21 protein-coding genes are annotated in these 20,408 nt (G+C 44.4%); 4 read left to right on the forward strand and 17 right to left on the reverse strand.

Annotation, left to right across the window (positions count from 1 at the left end; all coding sequences use genetic code 11):
• Nucleotides 1-49 precede the first annotated feature (49 nt).
• From H6F44_RS04425 to H6F44_RS04435, 3 genes are all read right to left on the reverse strand, one after another.
• Nucleotides 50-292: a hypothetical protein gene (locus H6F44_RS04425; protein ID WP_190349746.1), complete on the reverse strand. Its 243-nt coding sequence runs from the start codon at nucleotides 290-292 to the stop codon at nucleotides 50-52.
• A 641-nt stretch (nucleotides 293-933) separates the two neighbouring features.
• Nucleotides 934-1,053 (reverse strand): photosystem II reaction center X protein, encoded by a 120-nt coding sequence (locus H6F44_RS04430; RefSeq protein WP_190349747.1) that lies wholly within the window; start codon nucleotides 1,051-1,053, stop codon nucleotides 934-936.
• 81 nt (nucleotides 1,054-1,134) lie between these two features.
• On the reverse strand, nucleotides 1,135-1,614 hold the full coding sequence (locus H6F44_RS04435; RefSeq protein WP_190349748.1) for a phosphate-starvation-inducible PsiE family protein: 480 nt from the start codon (nucleotides 1,612-1,614) through the stop codon (nucleotides 1,135-1,137).
• 229 nt (nucleotides 1,615-1,843) lie between these two features.
• On the opposite strand from H6F44_RS04435, the gene H6F44_RS04440 reads away from it, so the two are divergent.
• Nucleotides 1,844-2,788, forward strand: a complete 945-nt coding sequence (locus H6F44_RS04440; RefSeq protein WP_190349749.1) for a LysR family transcriptional regulator — start codon at nucleotides 1,844-1,846, stop codon at nucleotides 2,786-2,788.
• 363 nt (nucleotides 2,789-3,151) lie between these two features.
• On the opposite strand, the gene H6F44_RS04445 is transcribed toward H6F44_RS04440, so the two are convergent.
• Both H6F44_RS04445 and nusB read right to left on the reverse strand, forming a co-directional pair.
• Nucleotides 3,152-3,388 carry a hypothetical protein gene (locus H6F44_RS04445; RefSeq protein WP_190349750.1) on the reverse strand — a complete coding sequence of 79 codons (237 nt, stop codon included), beginning with the start codon at nucleotides 3,386-3,388 and terminating at the stop codon, nucleotides 3,152-3,154.
• An 82-nt stretch (nucleotides 3,389-3,470) separates the two neighbouring features.
• A complete protein-coding gene (nusB, locus tag H6F44_RS04450; RefSeq protein ID WP_190349751.1) occupies nucleotides 3,471-4,112 on the reverse strand; it encodes a transcription antitermination factor NusB in 642 nt (213 codons plus the stop codon).
• 164 nt (nucleotides 4,113-4,276) lie between these two features.
• On the opposite strand from nusB, the gene H6F44_RS04455 reads away from it, so the two are divergent.
• Nucleotides 4,277-4,606, forward strand: a complete 330-nt coding sequence (locus tag H6F44_RS04455) for a 2Fe-2S iron-sulfur cluster-binding protein (RefSeq protein ID WP_190349752.1) — start codon at nucleotides 4,277-4,279, stop codon at nucleotides 4,604-4,606.
• Nucleotides 4,607-4,796: 190 nt separating this feature from the next.
• Here H6F44_RS04455 and H6F44_RS04460 read toward each other — a convergent pair whose 3' ends face one another.
• The 7 genes from H6F44_RS04460 to H6F44_RS04490 all read right to left on the reverse strand — a co-directional run bounded on the left by H6F44_RS04460 (nucleotide 4,797) and on the right by H6F44_RS04490 (nucleotide 11,172).
• Complete coding sequence (locus H6F44_RS04460; protein WP_190349810.1) at nucleotides 4,797-6,053, reverse strand: MFS transporter; 1,257 nt, start codon at nucleotides 6,051-6,053, stop codon at nucleotides 4,797-4,799.
• Between the two features lie 187 nt (nucleotides 6,054-6,240).
• Nucleotides 6,241-7,806: a DEAD/DEAH box helicase gene (locus H6F44_RS04465; protein ID WP_190349753.1), complete on the reverse strand. Its 1,566-nt coding sequence runs from the start codon at nucleotides 7,804-7,806 to the stop codon at nucleotides 6,241-6,243.
• A gap of 372 nt (nucleotides 7,807-8,178) precedes the next feature.
• Nucleotides 8,179-8,415, reverse strand: a complete 237-nt coding sequence (locus tag H6F44_RS04470; protein WP_190349754.1) for a DUF7219 family protein — start codon at nucleotides 8,413-8,415, stop codon at nucleotides 8,179-8,181.
• Between the two features lie 164 nt (nucleotides 8,416-8,579).
• Complete coding sequence (gene rpsT, locus H6F44_RS04475; protein ID WP_190349755.1) at nucleotides 8,580-8,873, reverse strand: 30S ribosomal protein S20; 294 nt, start codon at nucleotides 8,871-8,873, stop codon at nucleotides 8,580-8,582.
• Between the two features lie 110 nt (nucleotides 8,874-8,983).
• A complete protein-coding gene (gene trpC, locus H6F44_RS04480; RefSeq protein WP_190349811.1) occupies nucleotides 8,984-9,871 on the reverse strand; it encodes an indole-3-glycerol phosphate synthase TrpC in 888 nt (295 codons plus the stop codon).
• 64 nt (nucleotides 9,872-9,935) lie between these two features.
• Entirely contained in the window at nucleotides 9,936-10,463 is a 528-nt protein-coding gene (purE, locus tag H6F44_RS04485; RefSeq protein ID WP_190349756.1) for a 5-(carboxyamino)imidazole ribonucleotide mutase, read from the reverse strand.
• Nucleotides 10,464-10,518: 55 nt separating this feature from the next.
• On the reverse strand, nucleotides 10,519-11,172 hold the full coding sequence (locus H6F44_RS04490; RefSeq protein ID WP_206754440.1) for a hypothetical protein: 654 nt from the start codon (nucleotides 11,170-11,172) through the stop codon (nucleotides 10,519-10,521).
• A gap of 169 nt (nucleotides 11,173-11,341) precedes the next feature.
• On the opposite strand from H6F44_RS04490, the gene H6F44_RS04495 reads away from it, so the two are divergent.
• Nucleotides 11,342-12,337: a histone deacetylase family protein gene (locus tag H6F44_RS04495; RefSeq protein ID WP_190349758.1), complete on the forward strand. Its 996-nt coding sequence runs from the start codon at nucleotides 11,342-11,344 to the stop codon at nucleotides 12,335-12,337.
• Between the two features lie 70 nt (nucleotides 12,338-12,407).
• The gene (locus H6F44_RS04500) at nucleotides 12,408-12,734 is read left to right on the forward strand and encodes an ArsR/SmtB family transcription factor (protein ID WP_190349759.1); all 327 of its coding nucleotides are present in this window, start codon (nucleotides 12,408-12,410) and stop codon (nucleotides 12,732-12,734) included.
• Between the two features lie 102 nt (nucleotides 12,735-12,836).
• Here the strand turns inward: H6F44_RS04500 and H6F44_RS04505 are convergent, their stop codons facing one another.
• From H6F44_RS04505 to H6F44_RS04525, 5 genes are all read right to left on the reverse strand, one after another.
• On the reverse strand, nucleotides 12,837-14,591 hold the full coding sequence (locus tag H6F44_RS04505) for a helicase HerA domain-containing protein (protein ID WP_190349760.1): 1,755 nt from the start codon (nucleotides 14,589-14,591) through the stop codon (nucleotides 12,837-12,839).
• 160 nt (nucleotides 14,592-14,751) lie between these two features.
• Nucleotides 14,752-17,130, reverse strand: coding sequence for a SpoIIE family protein phosphatase (locus tag H6F44_RS04510; RefSeq protein ID WP_190349761.1), 2,379 nt, complete (start codon nucleotides 17,128-17,130; stop codon nucleotides 14,752-14,754).
• A 25-nt stretch (nucleotides 17,131-17,155) separates the two neighbouring features.
• The gene (gene dnaK, locus H6F44_RS04515; RefSeq protein WP_190349762.1) at nucleotides 17,156-19,126 is read right to left on the reverse strand and encodes a molecular chaperone DnaK; all 1,971 of its coding nucleotides are present in this window, start codon (nucleotides 19,124-19,126) and stop codon (nucleotides 17,156-17,158) included.
• Nucleotides 19,127-19,340: 214 nt separating this feature from the next.
• Entirely contained in the window at nucleotides 19,341-19,826 is a 486-nt protein-coding gene (locus H6F44_RS04520) for a CAAD domain-containing protein (protein ID WP_190349763.1), read from the reverse strand.
• A 173-nt stretch (nucleotides 19,827-19,999) separates the two neighbouring features.
• Nucleotides 20,000-20,317 carry an STAS domain-containing protein gene (locus H6F44_RS04525; RefSeq protein WP_190349764.1) on the reverse strand — a complete coding sequence of 106 codons (318 nt, stop codon included), beginning with the start codon at nucleotides 20,315-20,317 and terminating at the stop codon, nucleotides 20,000-20,002.
• Nucleotides 20,318-20,408 lie beyond the last annotated feature (91 nt).

Genomic DNA, 20,408 nt, shown 5'->3' on the forward strand with positions numbered 1-20,408 from the left:
GCTTACAGAATGATTATCTATCATTTAAAGCTATGTGATTAGTGCGTGATTAAGTTTTAGCGAATTCTTCTTCACTCTTAATCAATGATTCCTGTAAAGATTCCTTTAAAAACGAATTTATATTGTTGACGGACGACCAAGATAGCTCAAAGGGGTGTGAGGCCAAGCTACAGGCTTCCCATGTTGCGGCAACAGGTACATCCAACTTTCCACAGATACCGCCGCGTCTGCCTTCAGGTCGATAATGTTGACAAAGGCGACAAACAACAACGGAACTACTTAAAGAGTTCATATAAGTTAATTTGGCTGAACCAAATTTGTAAAAAAGTTTTTTTAATTACTTTAATTATCTGGGGTCGGTTTGAGGCAGGGATTAGCCTCTATGCTTTGTCTGGAGAGCGTTTCATTGATCCCGAATAAAAGATTAACTTAATGATCTCTTAAGTGATAGCTGTAATGCTTTCATGACAATCTTTTTGAGCTTTTTGTCGGTCTTATTTATGGGGGTACGGATGACTGAATAGTTAAGAAAATATAAAGATTGCAAACACCAAATAACTTCGGTTAAATTTAACAGGCAAATCGGTAAGTATATCTACTGATAGATTCTGCTATTAAGCTAATTTGAGAGTAAAGCGGATCGCTGCTTTTAGTCATCTTTCTGGTTTTTCAATCAGCGCTGTATGAGCTAAGGCTTGAGGAGACTTGTCAACCAACTAGATGAAAATTTCGCTGACATGAACTGCTATAGGCAAATTGGGGGCTACCAAAAAAGAATGGCTATGCTTTGCATAGCCATTCTTTTTTATTTAGGATCACGAATTAATTACAGCGCATGGCGCTGAAACCCTAAACCCATGAAAACCTTGAAAGCGGCTGCAAAACAGTAATTTCAAGGCTTTTCTTATGGTTTATGAGGAGATAGGGAAGAGTTTAGCCTCGGCGCACGATTTTGTCTTTTTGGCTGACGATGAACAAAGCGACAAAAATCAGCCCAAGAACTACGCCGCCTGCAACAAGGCTTAAAAAGAAGTTAGTTAGTGATGGAGTCATATCGGGGTGTGGTTAAATTTTTTATATGGTCTAAATATTTAACATAAGTTTAGCATTTACCTAGGTCAATCCCCACAAGGATCATTCTGAGTCATGAGGACGCTTATTTTGGCTGCGGACGATCCAGTAGCTTGCGGATAGAGATAAAACGGCGATCGCTAAGCCTGTAATGTCGCCTTCTGCTTTGCTGTCAAAAATGACGATCTTACGCGCAACCGCAGTTAGTGCGGTCACAATTACTAGCTCTAGTTGGATGGCGTGTTGGCGAAGATAGGCAGTGACGTTTTCCATTAGCTCAAGGGCGATCAAAACATTGAGAAATAGCCCAAATATTTTAAGGAGGGGCGCACTAAAAGTCCATTTTGGCTCTGTGAAAAATAGGTCAAAGGTGAGTAAGCGCAATAGGTCGAATAGGGCAATAAAAATTACGATGACTAGGGCGATCGCCAATATTTTAGAGGCAATATTTTCTACCCGCCTAATCAATTTCAGAAAAGCTTCGTCTCGGATATTATGTAAAATGCATCTTTTGAAAACTGCTAACTTTCTCTTCAAATTCATTGTGCTTATTAATTTTTGCTGATTAATTTTCGCTCAGATCTACCTTTAGCCAAGTTTACAACTTGTTGACATCTCAATGCAGCGCTTTGCGCCGTAATGTTAGTCATTTGGTTTTGATGTCTATTTTTAGGCGGGAAAATAGGTAACGATGCGAAAATCACTATATATAGAAAAATAGCATAAACAAGTGATAGAATCATAGAACAAAGTCTATGATTCTATCATTCCTATGGGTTATCACTTATCTGATTCGCGGTTGGCTAGTCATGTCACGCTCCACCAGTTGCAGGTTTTTGAAGTGGCGGCTAGACATGGGAGCTATACTCGTGCGGCTGAGGAGTTGTTTCTCACCCAGCCAACAGTTTCGATGCAAATTAAGCACTTGACTAAGGCGGTGGGGATGCCTCTGTTTGAGCAGGTGGGAAAGCGGTTGTTTCTTACCCAAGCGGGTCAGGAATTATTTAAAACTTGCCAAGAAATTTTTGGTCGCATCTCTCAGTTTGAGATGAGTGTAGCCAATATGAAGGGTTTGAAGCAGGGATGTTTAAAAATTTCGGTGGTGACAACGGCAAAATATGTGGTTCCTAGATTGTTGGGACCTTTTTGTCAGCGTTATCCGGGGGTGGAGATTTCGCTAAAGGTGACCAATCATAGTGGCATTTTGGAAAGGCTATCTGAAAATAAGGATGATCTATATATACTCAGTCAAGTGCCTGATGAGCCTGATGTGAAGGCCCATCAGTTTTTGTCTAATCCCCTAGTGGTATTGGCCAACCATGATCATCCTTTGGTTAGTGAAAAAAATATTCCAATTCAAAAATTAGCTGAGCAGCCTTTTATTACAAGGGAATCGGGTTCTGGAACTAGAAGCTATGTGCAGAAATTGTTCGACCAACACAATATCAAGCCGATGGTGAAGATTGAGTTGTCAAGTAATGAGGCGATTAAACAGGCGATCGCTGGCGGTTTAGGGATTTCGGTTTTGTCTAGACATACGATCGCTTTGGAGGGCGCTTCGGGACAGATCGCGGTTTTAGATGTGGAGCATTTTCCGATTCCTTGTCACTGGTATGTGATCCATCTTGCGGGTAAGCAGTTGTCAGTAGTTGCTCAAGCCTTTTTAGACTATCTCAAAACTGAAGGTAAACAAATCGCTGAGGATACATCTTGGTAACAGCTTATTGATACTTTGATTAGTACATAAATATTTTTGAAAACATAACTTTGGGCACTGGTTCCGCCCAATGAGGAGCAGAAAGTCTTATTCAGCAAGGAGTGTAGGAATCTGTTGTCAAAGCTGGTTAACGTGGTTTTTGAGCAAAAAGTGCCTGTACACCCTGTTTTTGTGTTAGGTTACTGCCATACAAGATTCTTTTAATTAAAACCATAACCCTTGCTATGCTTGGCTTTTACTTCCTCACTGGGCGGAACCAGTGCCTAACTTTGCGCTGCCTTCAAAAATATTTATGGGTTTTCAGTGAGCGTAAAGCGCTGAGTTATACCGTCAAGGTGTTTGTGAAATCCGAGCAACTGTCACTTAGTATTCATATATTAGCAAGCCGCAATCGATTTTGTCGCGCACCATTTGCCTCAATAAAGTAACTTCCTCAATCAAAACCTTACCGTTGCTATAAATGGCACAGTTGATCATCTCTATATCGTTTTTGGAGACTTTGCCATCGGCGATGACATTATCAATCAGAGCCTTTAGTTTGCTTAAGCTCTCTAAATCTTCATTGGTTAGTGCTTTTTGGTTAGGACGGTCTATCAACATTTACTAAGTCCAAACTCGTCTAATCCCATGATAACGCGATCGCCGAGGTTGCTATGACGGTAATATCTTTTTAGGATTGGTTTCAGGATTTGCGCCGCGCCTCTTTGAGTTGATCGTCAATGCGGCGCAAAACCCCATTGATAAAGCGATAGCCGTCTTCACTGCTGTAGCGTTTTGCCAATTCTACTGCCTCATCGATCGCCACCTTACTTGCCACATTCATAAACATTATTTCTGCCGTGGCAATTCTTAAAATGTCTTTGTCTAATTGGGCAAGGCGATCGATTTGCCAATTGACAAGGGCGCTGCTAATGGTTTCATCAATTTGCGATCGCTTGTTATTGACTGTTTTGAGAATATCGATCGCATAGTTACGGACTTCATCGCGCTGTGAAAGCACCAAAGTCACAGGAAAATCGAGCGCTGCCCCAATATTGTTAATGGCATTTTTGGTTAATTCGATCGCCTCACGCACCATCCCCTCAACAGCCTGAATATCTTGACGCAGGTCACTGGTACGATTTTCGCTGGAGGTGAGCCGATCCTGACTACGTTGTAATTCTGCACTGGCGGTTTGCAATAGCTCCTTAGTTTCATCATGCAGCGATCGAACTACAGCCGTCACAATGTCATCTAGAGTCTTGGATTCTAGCTTTTGAGGTTGGCTAGGTAGCTGGTTAATACTAAATAGAGCGAGTTCGCGGGCAGTGTGGCGGGGTTGCATAGTAAGAGATAAAATTAAGCCAATTGCATATCATATCATTTGTAGCTGTCGCCAAAACCAAGAATAAGTAGCGGCGCGAAGCGACCCCACACTTATCTCTATGCAATGCCAGTAGCTACAGCTATACTTTTACAAAAACTTTACAAAAATAAATCTGATAAAAAATGACTCAAACATTTACTGCCACCCTACACCACCAAGGACAAACTTTTACTGTGGCTGTACCTGAAGATCAGCCAATTTTGGACGCGGCGATCGCGCAGGGACTAGATTTACCATGCTCCTGCTATGCGGGGGTTTGTACAACCTGCGCCGCGCAAATTGTCAAGGGTGAAGTTGACCAGAGCCAAGGCATGGGGATCGGCGGCATGGGTGAAGAATTAGATGCAAAGGGATACATCCTCCTTTGTGTTTCTTACCCTAAGTCCGATGTGGAAATTTACACCGACAAAGAACAGGATGTCTATGCCATCCGTTTTGGCTCTAGCACTTAGTTAAAAAGTTTTGATCCCCCTAAATTCCCCTTAAAAAGGGGACTTTTTTAATCTTTCCCCTCCTTTCGTAAGGGGGGGGCTAGGGGGTATCAATCAGTATTTTTAGTGAATGTCTAGACTTTTTAAACAATCTCTTAGTGCAAAGTACTGTAACTAAGAGCGCGATCGCACTCTTAAAAGTTAGAGGCAGCTAAGTCACAACGGGTTTGATCGCATAATCATCATCTTTGGAACTGCCGATCGCAAATTTGAGAGAATTAGTAACAGTTTTATTGGACTGGGTAGCAAATATCCATAAACCTACCAGACACAGCCCTGTGGTAATTGCAAAAATATTATTTACCCCCACTAGCCCCGTCAGCTTGCCCATAATTGGCCCCGCCATCGCAATACCCACATCAAACCCAATCCAAGTCAACCCAAACACATAACCGCGCTCAAGGGGAACAGTGCGATCGGCAAGTAGGGCAACTACAGTGGGGATCACGATCCCCGCACCGATCCCCTCCATAATGCCAGAGATCACAAAATGATAATCCTGACTGGCTAAATAAATAATTAGCAAAGATGAACCGTAGCACATGATGCCCACAGAGATAAATATTCCCCTGCCCCAACTATCACTAAGCCTTGCTAAGGGCAAGCGAATCATAAAGCCCGACAATGCTGCCGACATATAAAATACACCTGCATTCATCGTTATTTGCTTTTGCTGCATCAAGATTGGCATGAAGGCAGAAATAGTACCGAAGGCTATGCCCACGATCAATAGAACAGTGCAAATCACTCTAATTCTGGGATTGAGAAAAGTTTGCCAAAACTTAGCTGGTGCTTGATTGACCAATTCCCCTGTTTTGGTCACTACTTCAACGATCTTGATCTGACTGGTCAGCAACAGTCCCGACAGGGCAAACAAAGAGGCAACTACAAAAAGAGCCTGATATCCCCAAAACTGGTACATTGCCCCACCAAGGGCAGGACCTATTGCCAGCCCCAAGGGATTGACTAAGCTCATGTAGCCAATGATTTTACCGCGATTGGCAATTGGGGCAAGGTCAGCAATCAGGGCGCTATAACTAGAGGCAAAGGCGGCGATACTAATGCCGTGAATGGCGCGAAAGAAAATCAGTAAGGGGATCGATGGGAATAAGGCATAGCATAGAGGCACGATCATAGCCACAGCTAAGCCAATCCGCATAGTATAGGTTCTACCCCTGCGATCGGTCAGTTTCCCCAAATAGGAACGGCAGGCTAATAGACCGATCGCAAAGGAACCCATGATTAAACCCACCTCATCTAAGGATTGGGTAAGAGTATTGAGGTAAAGCGGCAAGGTTGGCAATTGCGAAGCCATGCTCGACCAAAAAAATAAACCAGTCAAAAAGATGGCAGTTAGGTTTTTACGAAGGGGGGGATCAAGTTTAGAACTCGCCAAAGCAGACTGCATCATTTCATTGCAACAAAATAGGACATTCACAAACACCAGTTGAACTAGGGCAGTCCCAAACTAGAGCAGGCATCGGCGGCGATCGCGAAGATCTATTGCGGCTAATGCTGTCTATTGATATGCCCTAAACCCAATTGGCAATTTACGAATGCCCTAGTATGATCTGGCTAATTAAATCAGGATATTTTTAGTACTTGACGGGTGCGGAGGAGCGATCGCCACGATAAGAAGATCGGCGCGAATCATAGCCACCACCATCACGACTGCCGCCATCACGACTATCGCGACCACCACCATCACGACTATCGCGACCGCCACCGCCATCACTGCGCCCACGATAACCGCTTTGACCACGTTTGATGGGCTTACCACTGTTGTAAGAACCACCATCACCACCCCGACCAGAATCAGGACGATGGGGTTGCTTCGCTAACACCTGCAACGCCGCCTGTTCCGCCTTATCTGATTGCAATTGGGTATAGGCAAGTTGTAACGCCGCCGCCGCGATCGCTTGGGGATCATATTCCTCCACCAACTGCGAAACCAAAGGCAAGAAAGATGCTAAACGCTCACCCGTCAATGCTTGAAGCATTTGATCAGTAAAGCGTCCGATGCGGCGCTCTTGGATCTGAGCCACATTGGGCAGAGGCTGAGGTGGCAAAGGCATGCCCACCTGCTGCTCTAATTGACGTAACTTGTAACGCTCCTTACCAGAAATCAGCGTAATGGCTACACCCTTCTTACCAGCGCGACCAGTTCGCCCAATACGGTGAACATAGCGTTCGGGATCATCAGGAATATCCAAATTGAACACATGGGTCAAGCCATCAATATCTAAACCTCGCGCCGCAATATCAGTGGCAACCACCCAGCGCACCTGCTGATTCCGAAAACGGCGTAACAATGCTTCGCGCTGCGATTGGGACAAATTTCCATGATATTCATCCACACTGTGACCAGAAGCCTGCAATATCTCGGTCAGACGGCTTGCAGAATCCTTGGTGCGGACAAAAATAATTGCCGAAGTTGGCGCTTCATATTCGAGGACAGGCAGTAGCGCCTCCTCCTTAGTCAAATGATAGGGAACTAAATAGATCTGCTGATCGATGCGGGTGGGGGTTGAGTCTTGGGTTTCCACCTTAACAGTCACAGGAGATTTCAGGAAATTCTTGACAAGGCGCTTGACCGCAGGGGGCATCGTCGCCGAAAAGAAGGTACTTTGTTTGGAAGCAGGGGTAGTCACCAAGATCTTTTCTACGTCTTGGATAAATCCCATATTTAGCATTTCATCAGCTTCGTCAAGCACAAACCAAGATAGTTTGTCTAGCTTGAGCTTGCCCCGATCCATAAGATCCATAACGCGACCAGGTGTACCCACAACAACATGAACACCGCGATCGAGTTGAATCATTTGGCGATCAATCGCTGATCCACCATATACAGTTAAAATTTTTGCTCCAGGCTTGAGGTTAAAGCTGCGTAGAGCCTGCCCGACCTGAATCGCCAGCTCGCGGGTTGGGGTCAAAATCAATGCTTGTAAAGAGTCATTAGTGAGATCGAGTCGCTCTAAAATTGGTAAGGCAAAGGCGGCAGTCTTGCCAGTACCAGTTTGGGCTTGCCCAAGCACATCTGCACCAGCAAGTAACTGGGGAATCGCTTGCTCTTGAATGGCTGTGGGTTCTGTAAAACCGATAGACTCAAGCTTGGCAACTCGTGCTTCTGAAATACCGAGAGAAATAAAAGATGAGGGCATGGATGATCCTAAGATTTGCAGCAAATTTGTTCTAAGAACAGTTTGCCTATTCTGCCAATCGCACGGGATAAACAATCAATAACAAAGCCGAAGGACATCTCTGCCCTAGATTTTGAATAATTTAAACAGAGATTCCCGCTAGAAACCTCAGCTTCCAAAGATTAAGATTGCTTTGGATAGTCATGCAATGGAAGAAGTCAGCAAAATGAAATTAATTACCCCTAGTATAAACCTATGTTAAAGATTGTAAACAATCTTTTAGAGAGATTTGCCAAGGGAGATATGAGTGAGAACCTGTCAAAAAGTCTCAAATTAGAGCTTTTTTGTTGAGCTAGTGGCTCAACCTAGATATCGAGAACCAAAGCTTGACTACTATTTGTCATCGCCTAAGAGATTTTTCTTGGAACTGGCCAACTGTTCCCATAAGTCTCGGATCTTTTGATAAGCTTCGTTTGGTGATATTTTACCGCCTGTTTCCAAGGCGCAGATCAAGGATACCCGATTGGCAAATTCTTGCAAGTTGGCATCAAAAGCTAGATTTTCTGGAGAAAAGTCTCCCCTAAAGTTAGAGATGGGGTTTAGAAACTTGTCTTTGTCGGTTTTAGACATTAAGTTCGGCTCTAGCTTAGTTTTTAGTTGGGACAGGTTGGGAAATAGACAAAAGATCGCATGATTCAGGAAACTGTAGGGATAGGCGATCGTTCTGCAACCTGCCCAAATAATTGATCTATTACCAAAATGTAGTTGTTTTGTGAAGAGCTAACGGTTTGAGCCTAGCTTGAGGGAGTAGCATTTTTGAGTGCTTGGGCAAGTCTAGATTTGCGACGAGCGCCTGTGTTGCCATGTAATACACCCCGTTTGACAGCGCGATCAATCTTGCTGTAAGCGAGGGATTGCTTGGTGTTGACGGTTTCTAGGGCTTCGGGGGTGGGGTTAGCTTTGTAGGCATCAACTGCCTCAAAGTAGCTCTTCATTAGAGTCTTGACAGCCGATTTGTATGACTTGTTGTGTAGGCGATTGCGCTCAGCGATTTGGATACGCTTTTTGGCGGACTTGATGTTTGCCACAGTTGATTCCTTTAACGAAATGACATAGTTTAGAGCATTTATTACAATAGCACCCTTACTAAGTTTTGCAAACACCTATTTGCGTAAGTCCTATTCATGATGATTTCCAGTTATGGTCTAGCTATGGTCAAGCGCTGCACTGCCAATTCGATGTTGGGTTGCTTAATCAAAGATTCGCCTACTAGGACTGCGCTTGCGCCGCATTGTTGGACAAAATCTAAATCTTGGCGATTGTAAATACCTGATTCGCTTACCCATAGATATTGTTGGTGAATGTCAGGAGATAGCGACATCATTAGGTTTTGGGTCTGTGCTAAGTCCACGCCAAAATTTTCGAGATTGCGGTTATTAATGCCAATTAGCCGAACATCAGCAATTTGCAAAACCCGACTTAGTTCCTGTTGGGTATGCACTTCGATGAGGGCGGTCATGTTGAGTTGGTGAATTAAAGCCTGAAATTCTGATAGGTCGGTGTCGGTAAGAATGGCGGCAATTAGTAATACGGCATCGGCTCCATGCGATCGCCCCCAATAGATTTGGTAAGGATCGATGATAAATTCTTTGCAAAGTAAGGGCAGATCAACGGCTTGGCGCACTAGTTGCAGGTTTGCAAAACTGCCTTGAAAAAATTGAGCATCGGTGAGGATGGAGAGGCAGTTCGCGCCGCCTCTGGCATATGCTTGGGCGATCGCTACGGGATCGAATTCTTCGCGCAAGATGCCTTTACTGGGGGAGGCTTTTTTGACTTCGGCGATGAGGGCGGGGGGATTTGGCGCATTTTGCAAGCTGCCGTAAAAATCACGGGTCGCTGGGGCGGCGATCGCCATTGCCTGTACTGTCGCTAATGGCAGATTGGCGTACATCTGTGCCACTTCCCGTTGTTTGTGCCAGATGATTTTTTCGAGGATATTTTGTGGAGGCTCATTGGGGTTGGCGATCGCATAGCCCTTAGTGCTATTAGCAAACTCAGCAAATTCAGATTGGCGGCGTACTTGCATTGACAAAATATCTCTCAAAAATTCTAAGAGGCAGGTAGGCTGCCTACGTTACCAGAATTTTAAATCAGCTTTGCCTCATTTGCTGCAAATATTGGCTGGTTCCCAACTCCTCCAGTTTAATTTGTTTATCGTTTACCATATCGGACAGCGATCGCCGATAGTCAATTACTGCATCCATCAATTCGGGGTTAGTGATTGCCAAAATTTGTACCGCTAATAGCCCTGCATTATCAGCATTACCGATCGCCACCGTTGCCACAGGAATTCCCTTGGGCATCTGCACAATCGAATAGAGCGAATCAACACCATGAAGTTGGCGGGTAGATACAGGCACACCGATCACAGGTAATGGCGATAGCGCCGCCACCATGCCTGGCAGATGGGCTGCGCCCCCCGCCCCCGCAATGATCACGCGGATTCCTCTTGTGTGAGCGGTTTTAGCAAATTCCACCATGCGCTCTGGCGTGCGGTGAGCCGAAATTATCGCCACCTCATGGGGGATCTTGAATTGCTGACAGATGGCGATCGCGCCCTGCATAGTGGGCAGATCAGAATCGCTTCCCATAATGATGCTGACTTGTGGCTGTTCCATATTGATTACCGTGAGTATTGACATTTTGCTACAAAGCAGTTTAATCAATGCTTGCCTAAACTGGTCGCACAAACCACAAACTCCGTTTGCCGTCATGGGAAATGCAGTCGATGATTAGATCCTTGAACTTCACAGGCAATCGCCCTAAACGCCGCGCCCGTCGCAAAGTACTCGGCGAACATTCTAAAATCTTAGCAATCTCGATGGTTGTCCAAAGGCGCGTAAAAATGTCATCAGGATAGTTGGAAATCCTCTGGGCTAACTCCTTCCAAGAATTGACATAGGCTTCAGAAGCTTCAGTATGTTGAATAATTGTTTCATGATCGCCGCCATGATCAGGCTCAGTCAATGCTGGTGGTCTAGGATCTAGCTCACCGTAAATGTCTGTATCAATATAAACCTGAACATTTAAGATGTCATCCCAGCTTCTTAAGAAATCTGTCTCAGAATCTTCATCGTGGTTTTGCTTGGCATATTGATTAGTATAGTTAGCGATCGCCTGCTTCGATATTTGCGGCTCGAGAATATATGGGGGAATGAGACTATCTCTAGTATTGGCAACCAATCTTTTCAATACCTCAACCACTTGGGCTTGGTATTGGGGTTGTTGATAAGCCTTAACAATTTCTTGAATTAATATTTCAAGATCCTTGGGTATGGCTAAGGTTGCCATATCTGACTGCGGCGCTAGGGGCAAAGGATCGATCACAGGAAAAACCCTAGAATAACTTAGGAGCGTGATGTCAAAAAATACGGAAAAAGTTACTAAAAAATTTTTCTCAAGATATTGCCAACCAGTCAGCAATGCCTAAAGTATAACGCTAGTCTCTATTATAGAAAACAAGTATTACCTGATTTATAAATCAGCAAAAGTGCGTATGTTGTCATCAAATTATGCCAAGCTTGCCAATTCCCAGCAATTCCCCATCCAGTTTCCCATAATTTACTCTGAAAAATTTTTAGCCCATAACACTGGTACTTACCATCCAGAAAAGGCGGGACGTTTAACGGCGATCGCTGATTTTCTCAAAAATTCATCCATCACTTCCCAGTTAGCTTGGCATGAACCCACCCCGATCTCCACCCGTCAGCGATCGGGTATGGATATTTTGCAAGAGGTGCGCCGCTTCCATACGCAAGAATATATCCGCGATCTGCAAGCAATCACAGAGCGCGGTGGTGGCTACATTGATGGCGACACGATCGCCTCAGCCCAAACCTACGATGTGGCTCTATTGGCGGTTAGTGCATGGCTTGATGGCGTGGATTTAGTTTTAAAGTCGGGTCGCCCTGCCTTTGTGTTAGCCCGTCCCCCTGGACACCATGCCCGCGCTCGCTCAGGTATGGGTTTTTGCATTTTTGGCAATGCCGCGATCGCCGCGATGTCTGCCTGCGATCGGCTCAACCTAGACCGCGTGGCTATCCTTGATTGGGATGTGCATCATGGCAATGGCACACAGGAAGCAGTTTGGGATCGCGCTGACATTGCCTATGTTTCGCTGCATCAGGCTCCTTTTTATCCCATGACGGGACTGGCGAGCGAAAAAGGCGCTCATAATAATATTTTGAATATTCCCATGCGGGCTAATGCCACCATTACCGAATATCTGCCCGCCTTTGAGAATCAAGTGATCCCATTTCTCAAAAATTTCCAGCCCGACTTACTCATCATTAGTGCAGGTTTTGACGCGAATGCCGATGATCCCCTCGCTGGTATTTTGCTAAAACCAGAAGATTTCGGTGTTTTCACCAGGCTCTGTTTAGAAGAGGTTACTCCCAAAATTTTGTTTGGACTAGAAGGTGGTTACGATTTTGACAGCCTATCGCGATCGGTATTTGCCGTAATTGAGCAAAGCCTCAATACAACCTATTAAGAGCCTGTTGGAAAAGTCTTGACCTTCGGCATTGGTTCCATTTTAGATTGATTCATGGCAGTATAGGTTTATGAACTCAAACCTATCGATCGCCTGTTGTCCACCCTTGTTGGAAGGTCGGCTTACCTCTAGCGATGCCAGTTATTTAGCCAGTATTTTTCGAGTATTGGGGGAACCTGCGCGTTTACAAATTTTGAGCTTGATTGCGGCTCAGCCAAGCCAAGAGGTCTATGCCTGTGAATTAGTAGAAACCTTGGGCATCTCGCAGCCAACTGTCAGCCACCATCTGAAGGTTCTCTATGAAGCAGGATTAGTTACCAAAGAGCGGCGCGGCACTTCGATTTTCTATCGCATTTTGCCAGAAAGATTAGCGATGTTGCGAGAGGCTTTATCCTAGTCAGCATATTAAACCCTAAAACCAGAGATTGTTCCGCCCGCGTAGTGGGCGGAACAATCTCTTCGGTTTTGAGTTTATTTAGGCATTTTGTGAGATTGCAGTTTAAAATCCTAAATCGGCTTTAGCAGTTTCTGCAACCCGCAAGACTTCGGCGGTGGAGATTTCTTCCCAAGGTACTTCGCCAATCTCGCGATAGAAAGTCTCATCATAGGGACGGGTCTGCACCACGACAGGCATCGGCACAGCATGACCAAGGACGAGCGCCTGTTGTTTAGAATCTAATTTCGATAAAATTGTGCGTAAATTGCCACTGCCTGCCACCCCTGTAAAAATGGCATCGATATCCTTCTCATCATTGAGCAGCGCGGTAATTCTTGTGCCAATCTGAGACATCACTTCATTGTCAATGCCCGATGGTCGTTGATCGACAATTAGCAAAGTCACAAAATATTTTCGCATTTCACGGGCGATCGTGCCGAATATGGTCTGTCGTGCTGTATTTGGCGCAAGGAATCGATGGGCTTCTTCGATGGTGATGGTTAACTGTTGGGGGCGATCGCTAATATTTTTAGTCTGCAAAAAGCGTTCAGCTTGCTGCACATAGGAATGATGAATCCTGCGCGTAATAATATTGGTCGCTAACATATAGGAGAGCAGATTGGACTGTGAGCCAAACTCAATTACAATATGTCGCCCTGCGGCGATCGCCTCTAAAATACGCTTGATATAGTTTTCGGGACAGGTGGGACGCAAATATTTAAGATCATCAAGGCGATTGAGCTTGCGTTGTAGCGCCATAATCGAGGACTTACTGCCCATTTTCTGCTCACAAAATTCTTGAATCTCAGTATTAGTCATCGCCAGTAAGCGCGAGATCCAGCCCTTGCCAAATTCATTCCGCAAAATAATCGCATTTTCCAAACTTGCTTCCGAAAGATTTAATTCCTCTCGAATCAACATCAAATCTTCCACTTCAATTTGATCGTAACTAATGTAAAGTTCCTGCGCGTCCCGCACCCCGCGCCGCTTTGTGGAGTCAATGTCAAGGGTATAGATCTGCACCTGTGCGGGAAATAACTGCCGCAACCCCTTCACCGTGCTGAATTTCTTACCCTCCGTTGCCGCCTCCCAGCCATATTCTGAGTGCATATCAAAAATTAAATTCACCGCCGCTTGTTTGCGGATAATTCCCGACAGTAGTAACCGCGTTAAGAATGATTTACCCGTTCCAGACTTGCCGAATACGCCATTACTGCGCTCCACAAAGCGATCAAGATCCAAGCAGATCGGCACGGGCATATCGATGGGCTGCCCGATCGCAAAGTTACGTTTGTGCGGATCATCTTCCCAACCAAATACAATTCTAAAGTCACGTTCTGTTGCATCAAATACCTGTGAGAAATGACTAGGAATGGTTTTGACGGGCAGCAGTTGGAATTCCCCTGATGCGCTGCTCGGTTCACTGACTAGGGCGGTAATTTCCTTTTTGCGTTTGGCGGATTTTTTGAGGCGATCGCCACTATCCGATCGCCCAGAACGCTGGGCAAATAAATCGAGAGGGTTCGCAGGCACAAACATCAACATGGGCGTGAGATTGATCGTGCCGAACGTACCTGTACCTGCCAAAATCTCAGTGAGAAAAGTGTTAGCAGGATCGGGCGGATTCATCAAAATGCGGGGACTGGCTGTGCCGAGGGTGACATCGGTGAGAATGCAGAAAAAATGGGTATGTCGCCCATGCACCACCAAAAATTTGCCAACCCGCATATCTTCGACCGAGATCTCACCATTGAGCCGCACTTCTAAGCCATCGCTCAAAGAACCCTGAACAACAATACCTAATGGTTGCAAACTCACAGCCAATTCTTCTCTCTAGAACTTCCGATCTCTGTATCTTATAGCTTATATTAGGATTTACGCAAAAAAAAGCCAAAATTAAGGACAATCCACGAACTGCCACGCCCTTAAATGTGGGTTTCAAGTCTCTTTACTTGATTAAGTCCTTTAGCTATCCTAGTTATCTTTGTTTGATTACTAGCAGCGTGATGTCGTCATACACCTTTTGCGAACCGATATGCGATCGCAAATCATCAATTACCGCTTGGCGGATATCATGCGCCGAACCACTGGCACTCGCGCAGATTACCTCACAGAGGCGATCGATGCCATACATCTGACGCTGTTCATTTTCCGCCTCCGAAATGCCATCGGTATATAGCACCACCACATCCCCCGTATAAAGACGCATCTCCTTTTTATCTAAGAAATCGCCAATCTCTTCTTCTAACCCAATGGGGAATCCTAGATCAATTGTGTCGAATCGTTCTAATTCACCATTTTGACGAACAATGATCATCTCCTCATGCTGACCACTTAGAGTTAATAGACCATGTTCATAATCTAACAGTGCAAGGGATAAGTTTTTATTAGAAGCCATACGCTGGATGTTGCCATAGATCGTGCGATTCAGCGTATCTAGAAAGCGCACAGGATCATTCTCTTCATTTTGCAGGAGGGTTCGTACCGCAGTCTGCACCATGATCATCAACATTCCACTTTCTAAACCATGCCCCGTGACATCACCAATGCCAATTTTGATTTTGCCATTTTGTTGCAGCACATCATAATAGTCACCGCCAACTTCTGCCGCAGGTTCCATAAATCCTGCGATCTCTAAGCCTAAAATCTCCGATAGTTCCTGCTCTTTCGGCAAAATCATCTCTTGAAACCTGCGCGTCACCTCTAGCTCACTACTCATTCGCAGGTTCTCTTCTTTAAGCCGATTATTTAACGCAATAATGTGATGATTGGCTATTTCTAGAGCAATTTCTGCATCTTTCCTCTGAGTGATATCTTCAACCGTGCCTTCATAGTAAATAATTTTGCCATCTCCATCTCGAAAGGCGCGGACATTTTCACTAATCCAGATAGTTGAGCCATCGCGCTTATAGACCTCTGATTCAAATCCAGTGAGTGTATCATTTACTTCCATCAGTTGTTGAAAAGCATGGCGGCGATCGCGATCGACATAAACATCATTCGCAATACTTGTCACCATTGAGAGCATCTGCTCCACAGATTCATACCCATAGATTTTTGCTAAGGCTGGATTCACACTAATATATTTGCCATCAACCGAAGTTTGAAAAATGCCATCAACCGAATTCTCAAAAATACCGCGATACTTCTGTTCCGATTCTCGCAATGCTGCCGCCACACTATTAAAAGCTCGAACAACCATAGATAGCTCATCCCTGCTATCAATGCGAGTTAATGCTGCTCCGCCGTCAGTCATTTGTTTAGCTGCCATATCTAGCTGCTGCACCGTTCGCATCACCGATAGATAGAAACCGACAAAAAGATAAATAACTGTAACTAAAATTACGGCTACAAATATCAGAATAAATTGCTTTCTTTCCTGAAAACCGCGCATTCGCCGCTCAAGAAGAATATTAAGATTTTCACTAACATCATCCCAGAATTTAAAACTGCTTGCTAAGGTAGCTTCAATTTCTAAGTTAAAAGAGTTATCGTTAAAAGCCGAAGCATCATTTTGAGTTGATAACTGACTACTGTAGGAATTAATTTCACTAATATTAACTAAAAAATTACGCAGTCTAACCCCCAGATTTTTGCGAAGTTGATTTTGCGAACTATTATTAAAGGAGCGCTCTAAGTTATTTCCTAGATCTTGATTGTGGTCACTTAACAAGCTTACCAAAGAAATTAATAAAGCCCGATTCTCGTCAGATATTGTTTGTTTAAAAGCAATCTCTAACTGAGTTCTTCGCATTTTATATAGCAGCTTTTGCATTTCTGGCAATTTAAAAGCAATAGCATCCATCAAATAATAGGTGTCTAAATCAGGATCAAGAATTAAATTAGAGAAGTCGACTATATGCCTACGAAATGCATTAATTTCCTCTAGCAGTAAGTCATGATTGCGAAATCCTAAAAACTCTTGACTATTCAAAACAGATTGCCAACGAAACTTAAGATCCTTTAATTTGTTATTAGTTCTGAGAACCTCTCCCATTTGTGTGTCTAGTTCAGTAAGCTTTGAAAATTCATCCGCGATGTTTGCTTCTATCTTTGATAATTCTTCAGTGACAGTTATCTCACCAATCGTTAGTGAGTCCTTGTAAAACTGTTGTTGTAAATAAAACTGTCTGAGGGGTATATTTTGCCACAACTGATTGATAGGACGCAGATAGGTATTGCCATAAATTTCTTTTTGGGTAAATTTGATACGGCTATCTAACTCGGTAATCAAAAAGTTTAATACCAAAGCTAAGGGTAATATGAATACTAAACTAATCAACAGGAACTTCTGAGGATATTTCAGCCGATTCATCAGGGCGATCGCTGGTGTAAATGCTAGTCTAAATAACGCCATGTTGTAATTGCGATAATTTTACTAGTTAGAGCCATTCATCATCATCATCGTAGGATACTTTAATATTGGGGCGGCGGCGATCGTCTTCATCTTTTTTACGCTTATTACGGCTGGCAAAGCTACCAATACTCTCTAAAATGCCACCAAACAAGTCGTCATCCTCATCATCAAAATATTCGTCATCTTCGGCATAGAGTTCGCTGGATAGGGCATAGAGGGCTTCTTGCAACTCTGACTGGGCGCGATCAATTAAGGCATCATCTTCCTTAGAAATGGCATCTTTTAACTTCTTGATGGCTCCTTCAATTTGTTTGCGCCGTTCATAGGTGAGTTTATAACCGTAGTTTAGGGCTAGTTCTTTGAGTTGGCGCTCTGCCCCAACTGCTAAATTGTCGGCACGATTTAATTTTTCGATGCGATCGCGTTTGGTGCGATCGCGCTCAGCATATTGATTAGCCTCATTAATCATGCGCTGTACTTCTTTTTCATCAAGGGTCGAGGCTCCCTTGATCGTTACACGGCGCTCTACACCTGTGCGGCGATCGCTGGCAGTCACCGCCAAAATGCCATCGGTATTCAGGTCAAAGGTGACATCCACTTGAGCAATGCCCCTTGGTTGTGGGTCAAGCCCACTGAGCTTAAATCTGCCTAAGGACTTGTTATATTCCGCCAGATCGCGCTCCCCTTGGACTATGTGAATTTCCACGGAGGTCTGGTTATCTTCCGCCGTGGTAAATAGCTCCATCTTGCGACAGGGAATAGTCGTATTTCTGGGGATCAACCGTTTGACCACGCCGCCCGAAGTCTCCACCCCCAAAGATAGCGGCGTAACATCAAGCAGCAATACATCTTTGATTTCACCCGACAGGATCGCCGCCTGAATTACTGCACCGATCGCCACCACTTCATCGGGGTTCACACTTTGGCTAGGGGGCTTACCGATCGCCCTTTCCACCATTTCCTGTACCGCAGGAATTCGGGTTGAACCGCCCACTAATACCACTTCATCGATCTGACGGGGATTGATTTGGGCATCCCGTAGCACCCGATCTAAGGGGATTTGCAAGCGCTCTAATAGATCCGCACTTAACCGTTCAAACTGCGATCGCTTCAAGGTTGTTTCCAAATGCAAAGGACCTTCAACGGTTGCCGTAATAAAGGGCAGATTAATCTCCGTCACGCCCACCGTTGACAGTTCAATTTTTGCCTTTTCCGCCGCCTCCGTTAGGCGTTGCAATGCTTGGCGCTCCTTCCGCAGATCCACACCCTCAGCCTTCAGAAACTCTTCGGCAAGGTAATCAACAATTTGGCGATCAAAATCATCGCCGCCTAACTGCGTGTCCCCCGTAGTCGCCTTGACTTCAAATAAGCCATCACTGACCTCTAGCACCGACACATCAAACGTACCGCCACCAAGGTCAAATACCAAAATTTTCTTATTCGACTTTTTATCTAAACCATAGGCTAGGGAAGCTGCCGTGGGTTCATTTAAAATGCGCTTCACCTCAATTCCCGCAATGCGCCCCGCATCCTTAGTCGCCTGTCGCTGTGAATCATTAAAGTAAGCAGGTACAGTAATTACCGCCCCTGTTACAGGCTCACCCAAATAGCGGCTCGCCTCATCCACCAATTTTCTGATCACCATCGCCGAAATTTCTTCGGGGGCAAAGTCTTTTTCCAGACGTGGGCTCTTAATCTTAATATTGCCCTGCTCATCGCGGCGCACTGTGTAGGGAACCCGCTTAGTTTCTTGGGATAGCTCACTATGCTTGCGCCCGATAAACCGCTTGACCGAATAAAAAGTATTATCGGGGTTCAGCACTGCCTGACGGCGTGCCATTTGACCGACTAATTTTTCGCCATCCTTGGTAAAGCTGACAACTGAGGGGGTGGTGCGGCTACCTTCTGAGTTCGCAATTACAACGGGCTTGCCGCCTTCCATTACAGCTACCACAGAGTTAGTCGTACCCAAATCAATACCTACAATTTTACCCATCTAGATGTATGTTCCTCTTTTGCTTGCCAAAGTTGCTATTTATAGTTTAAGTCATCATAATTTAACACTCAAAATTATCCTAACAAATAGGTTAGGCAGTTACGACTCCGCCCAGTGCAAAATCATACAGCGTTTGTGATTTGGATTGACACAGCAAGATTTATGAGTGGTGATTCCCGCCATTCATAAATCTTTGAGATATTGAAATCGAGCCTTAGCCCACAATCTGCTGTTTCCAGTTGGCGATCGCATCGGTGATCTCTTTGCGGGTATGGGCAAACAAGAGATAGCGATAGACAAACCAAACTGAATAGCCAAACCCGACTAGCTCAAAGAGGCTAGGCAATAGGGGGATTTTGTTTAAAAAATCTAATAGTGATGAAACTGTTGCTAAGAGGGGAATAGTGGCAATGAGGATAATTGCTAGGATGAGGTTGGATTTTTTACCTTCCCCAAAATATTGTTGCCATAGCTGGGCAATTTGCTCCAAGATTTCAATCTTGGAACTGAGGGGCATGGCTTCGTTTGTGCTTGTGGGGGTATTGTCAATGGCGGCTGGTTCAGGAATATTTAAACTGGTTGGGCTGCTTAAACTAGAGATGCCTTCAGCAGCGACAACGGATTTACTGATTTTTTCAACTTCTACAGTATCCACAACATTTTTCGCAGTGGTTTCTACAGTAGTGGGCTTGATGTCCATGATGATATTAGTTTTAGCTGCTATGGTAATGAAGAGATTTTAACAATACAGCAATTTTTCATCAACTCAGCTTCAAGTTTTATTCCAACTCTCGAAAACGTGACAATACTTTTGTGATTTGATATAACCCGTAAAATCTTTGCAAGTCGCCAATTTTACGGGTTTTAGTGAACTTAGATATTCTGTAGCGATCGCTCAAATTGATGACGGTTTTCAAAGACATCAAACAATCTGTTCAACGATGTGACCTCTAGCAAAAAGGACACATATTCGCTGATCGAACATAGGGCAAGCTTACAACCGATCGCCTTAGCACTGCGTAATGCAAATACCAAAGCACCTAAGCCTGAGCTATCCATTTGCTTGAGATGCTGTAAATCAATTAGCAAAACATCGGGCTTTTTATCTAAAACTCGACCTGCCTGCTGGCGAAAGTGACTAGTGCTGGTGGCATCAAGATAGCCTGTTGGTTGCATTACTTCAATACGCATTGCTTTTCCTCAAAATTTTAATAATTTTTAATAAAATAAATAAATATGTCTGAATAATTATTAAAACTTGTGATTTTTATTCAAGTTTTAT

Origin of the sequence: Pseudanabaena cinerea FACHB-1277 (assembly GCF_014696345.1) — a bacterium.
GTDB classification, from domain to species: Bacteria; Cyanobacteriota; Cyanobacteriia; order Pseudanabaenales; family Pseudanabaenaceae; genus Pseudanabaena; species Pseudanabaena cinerea.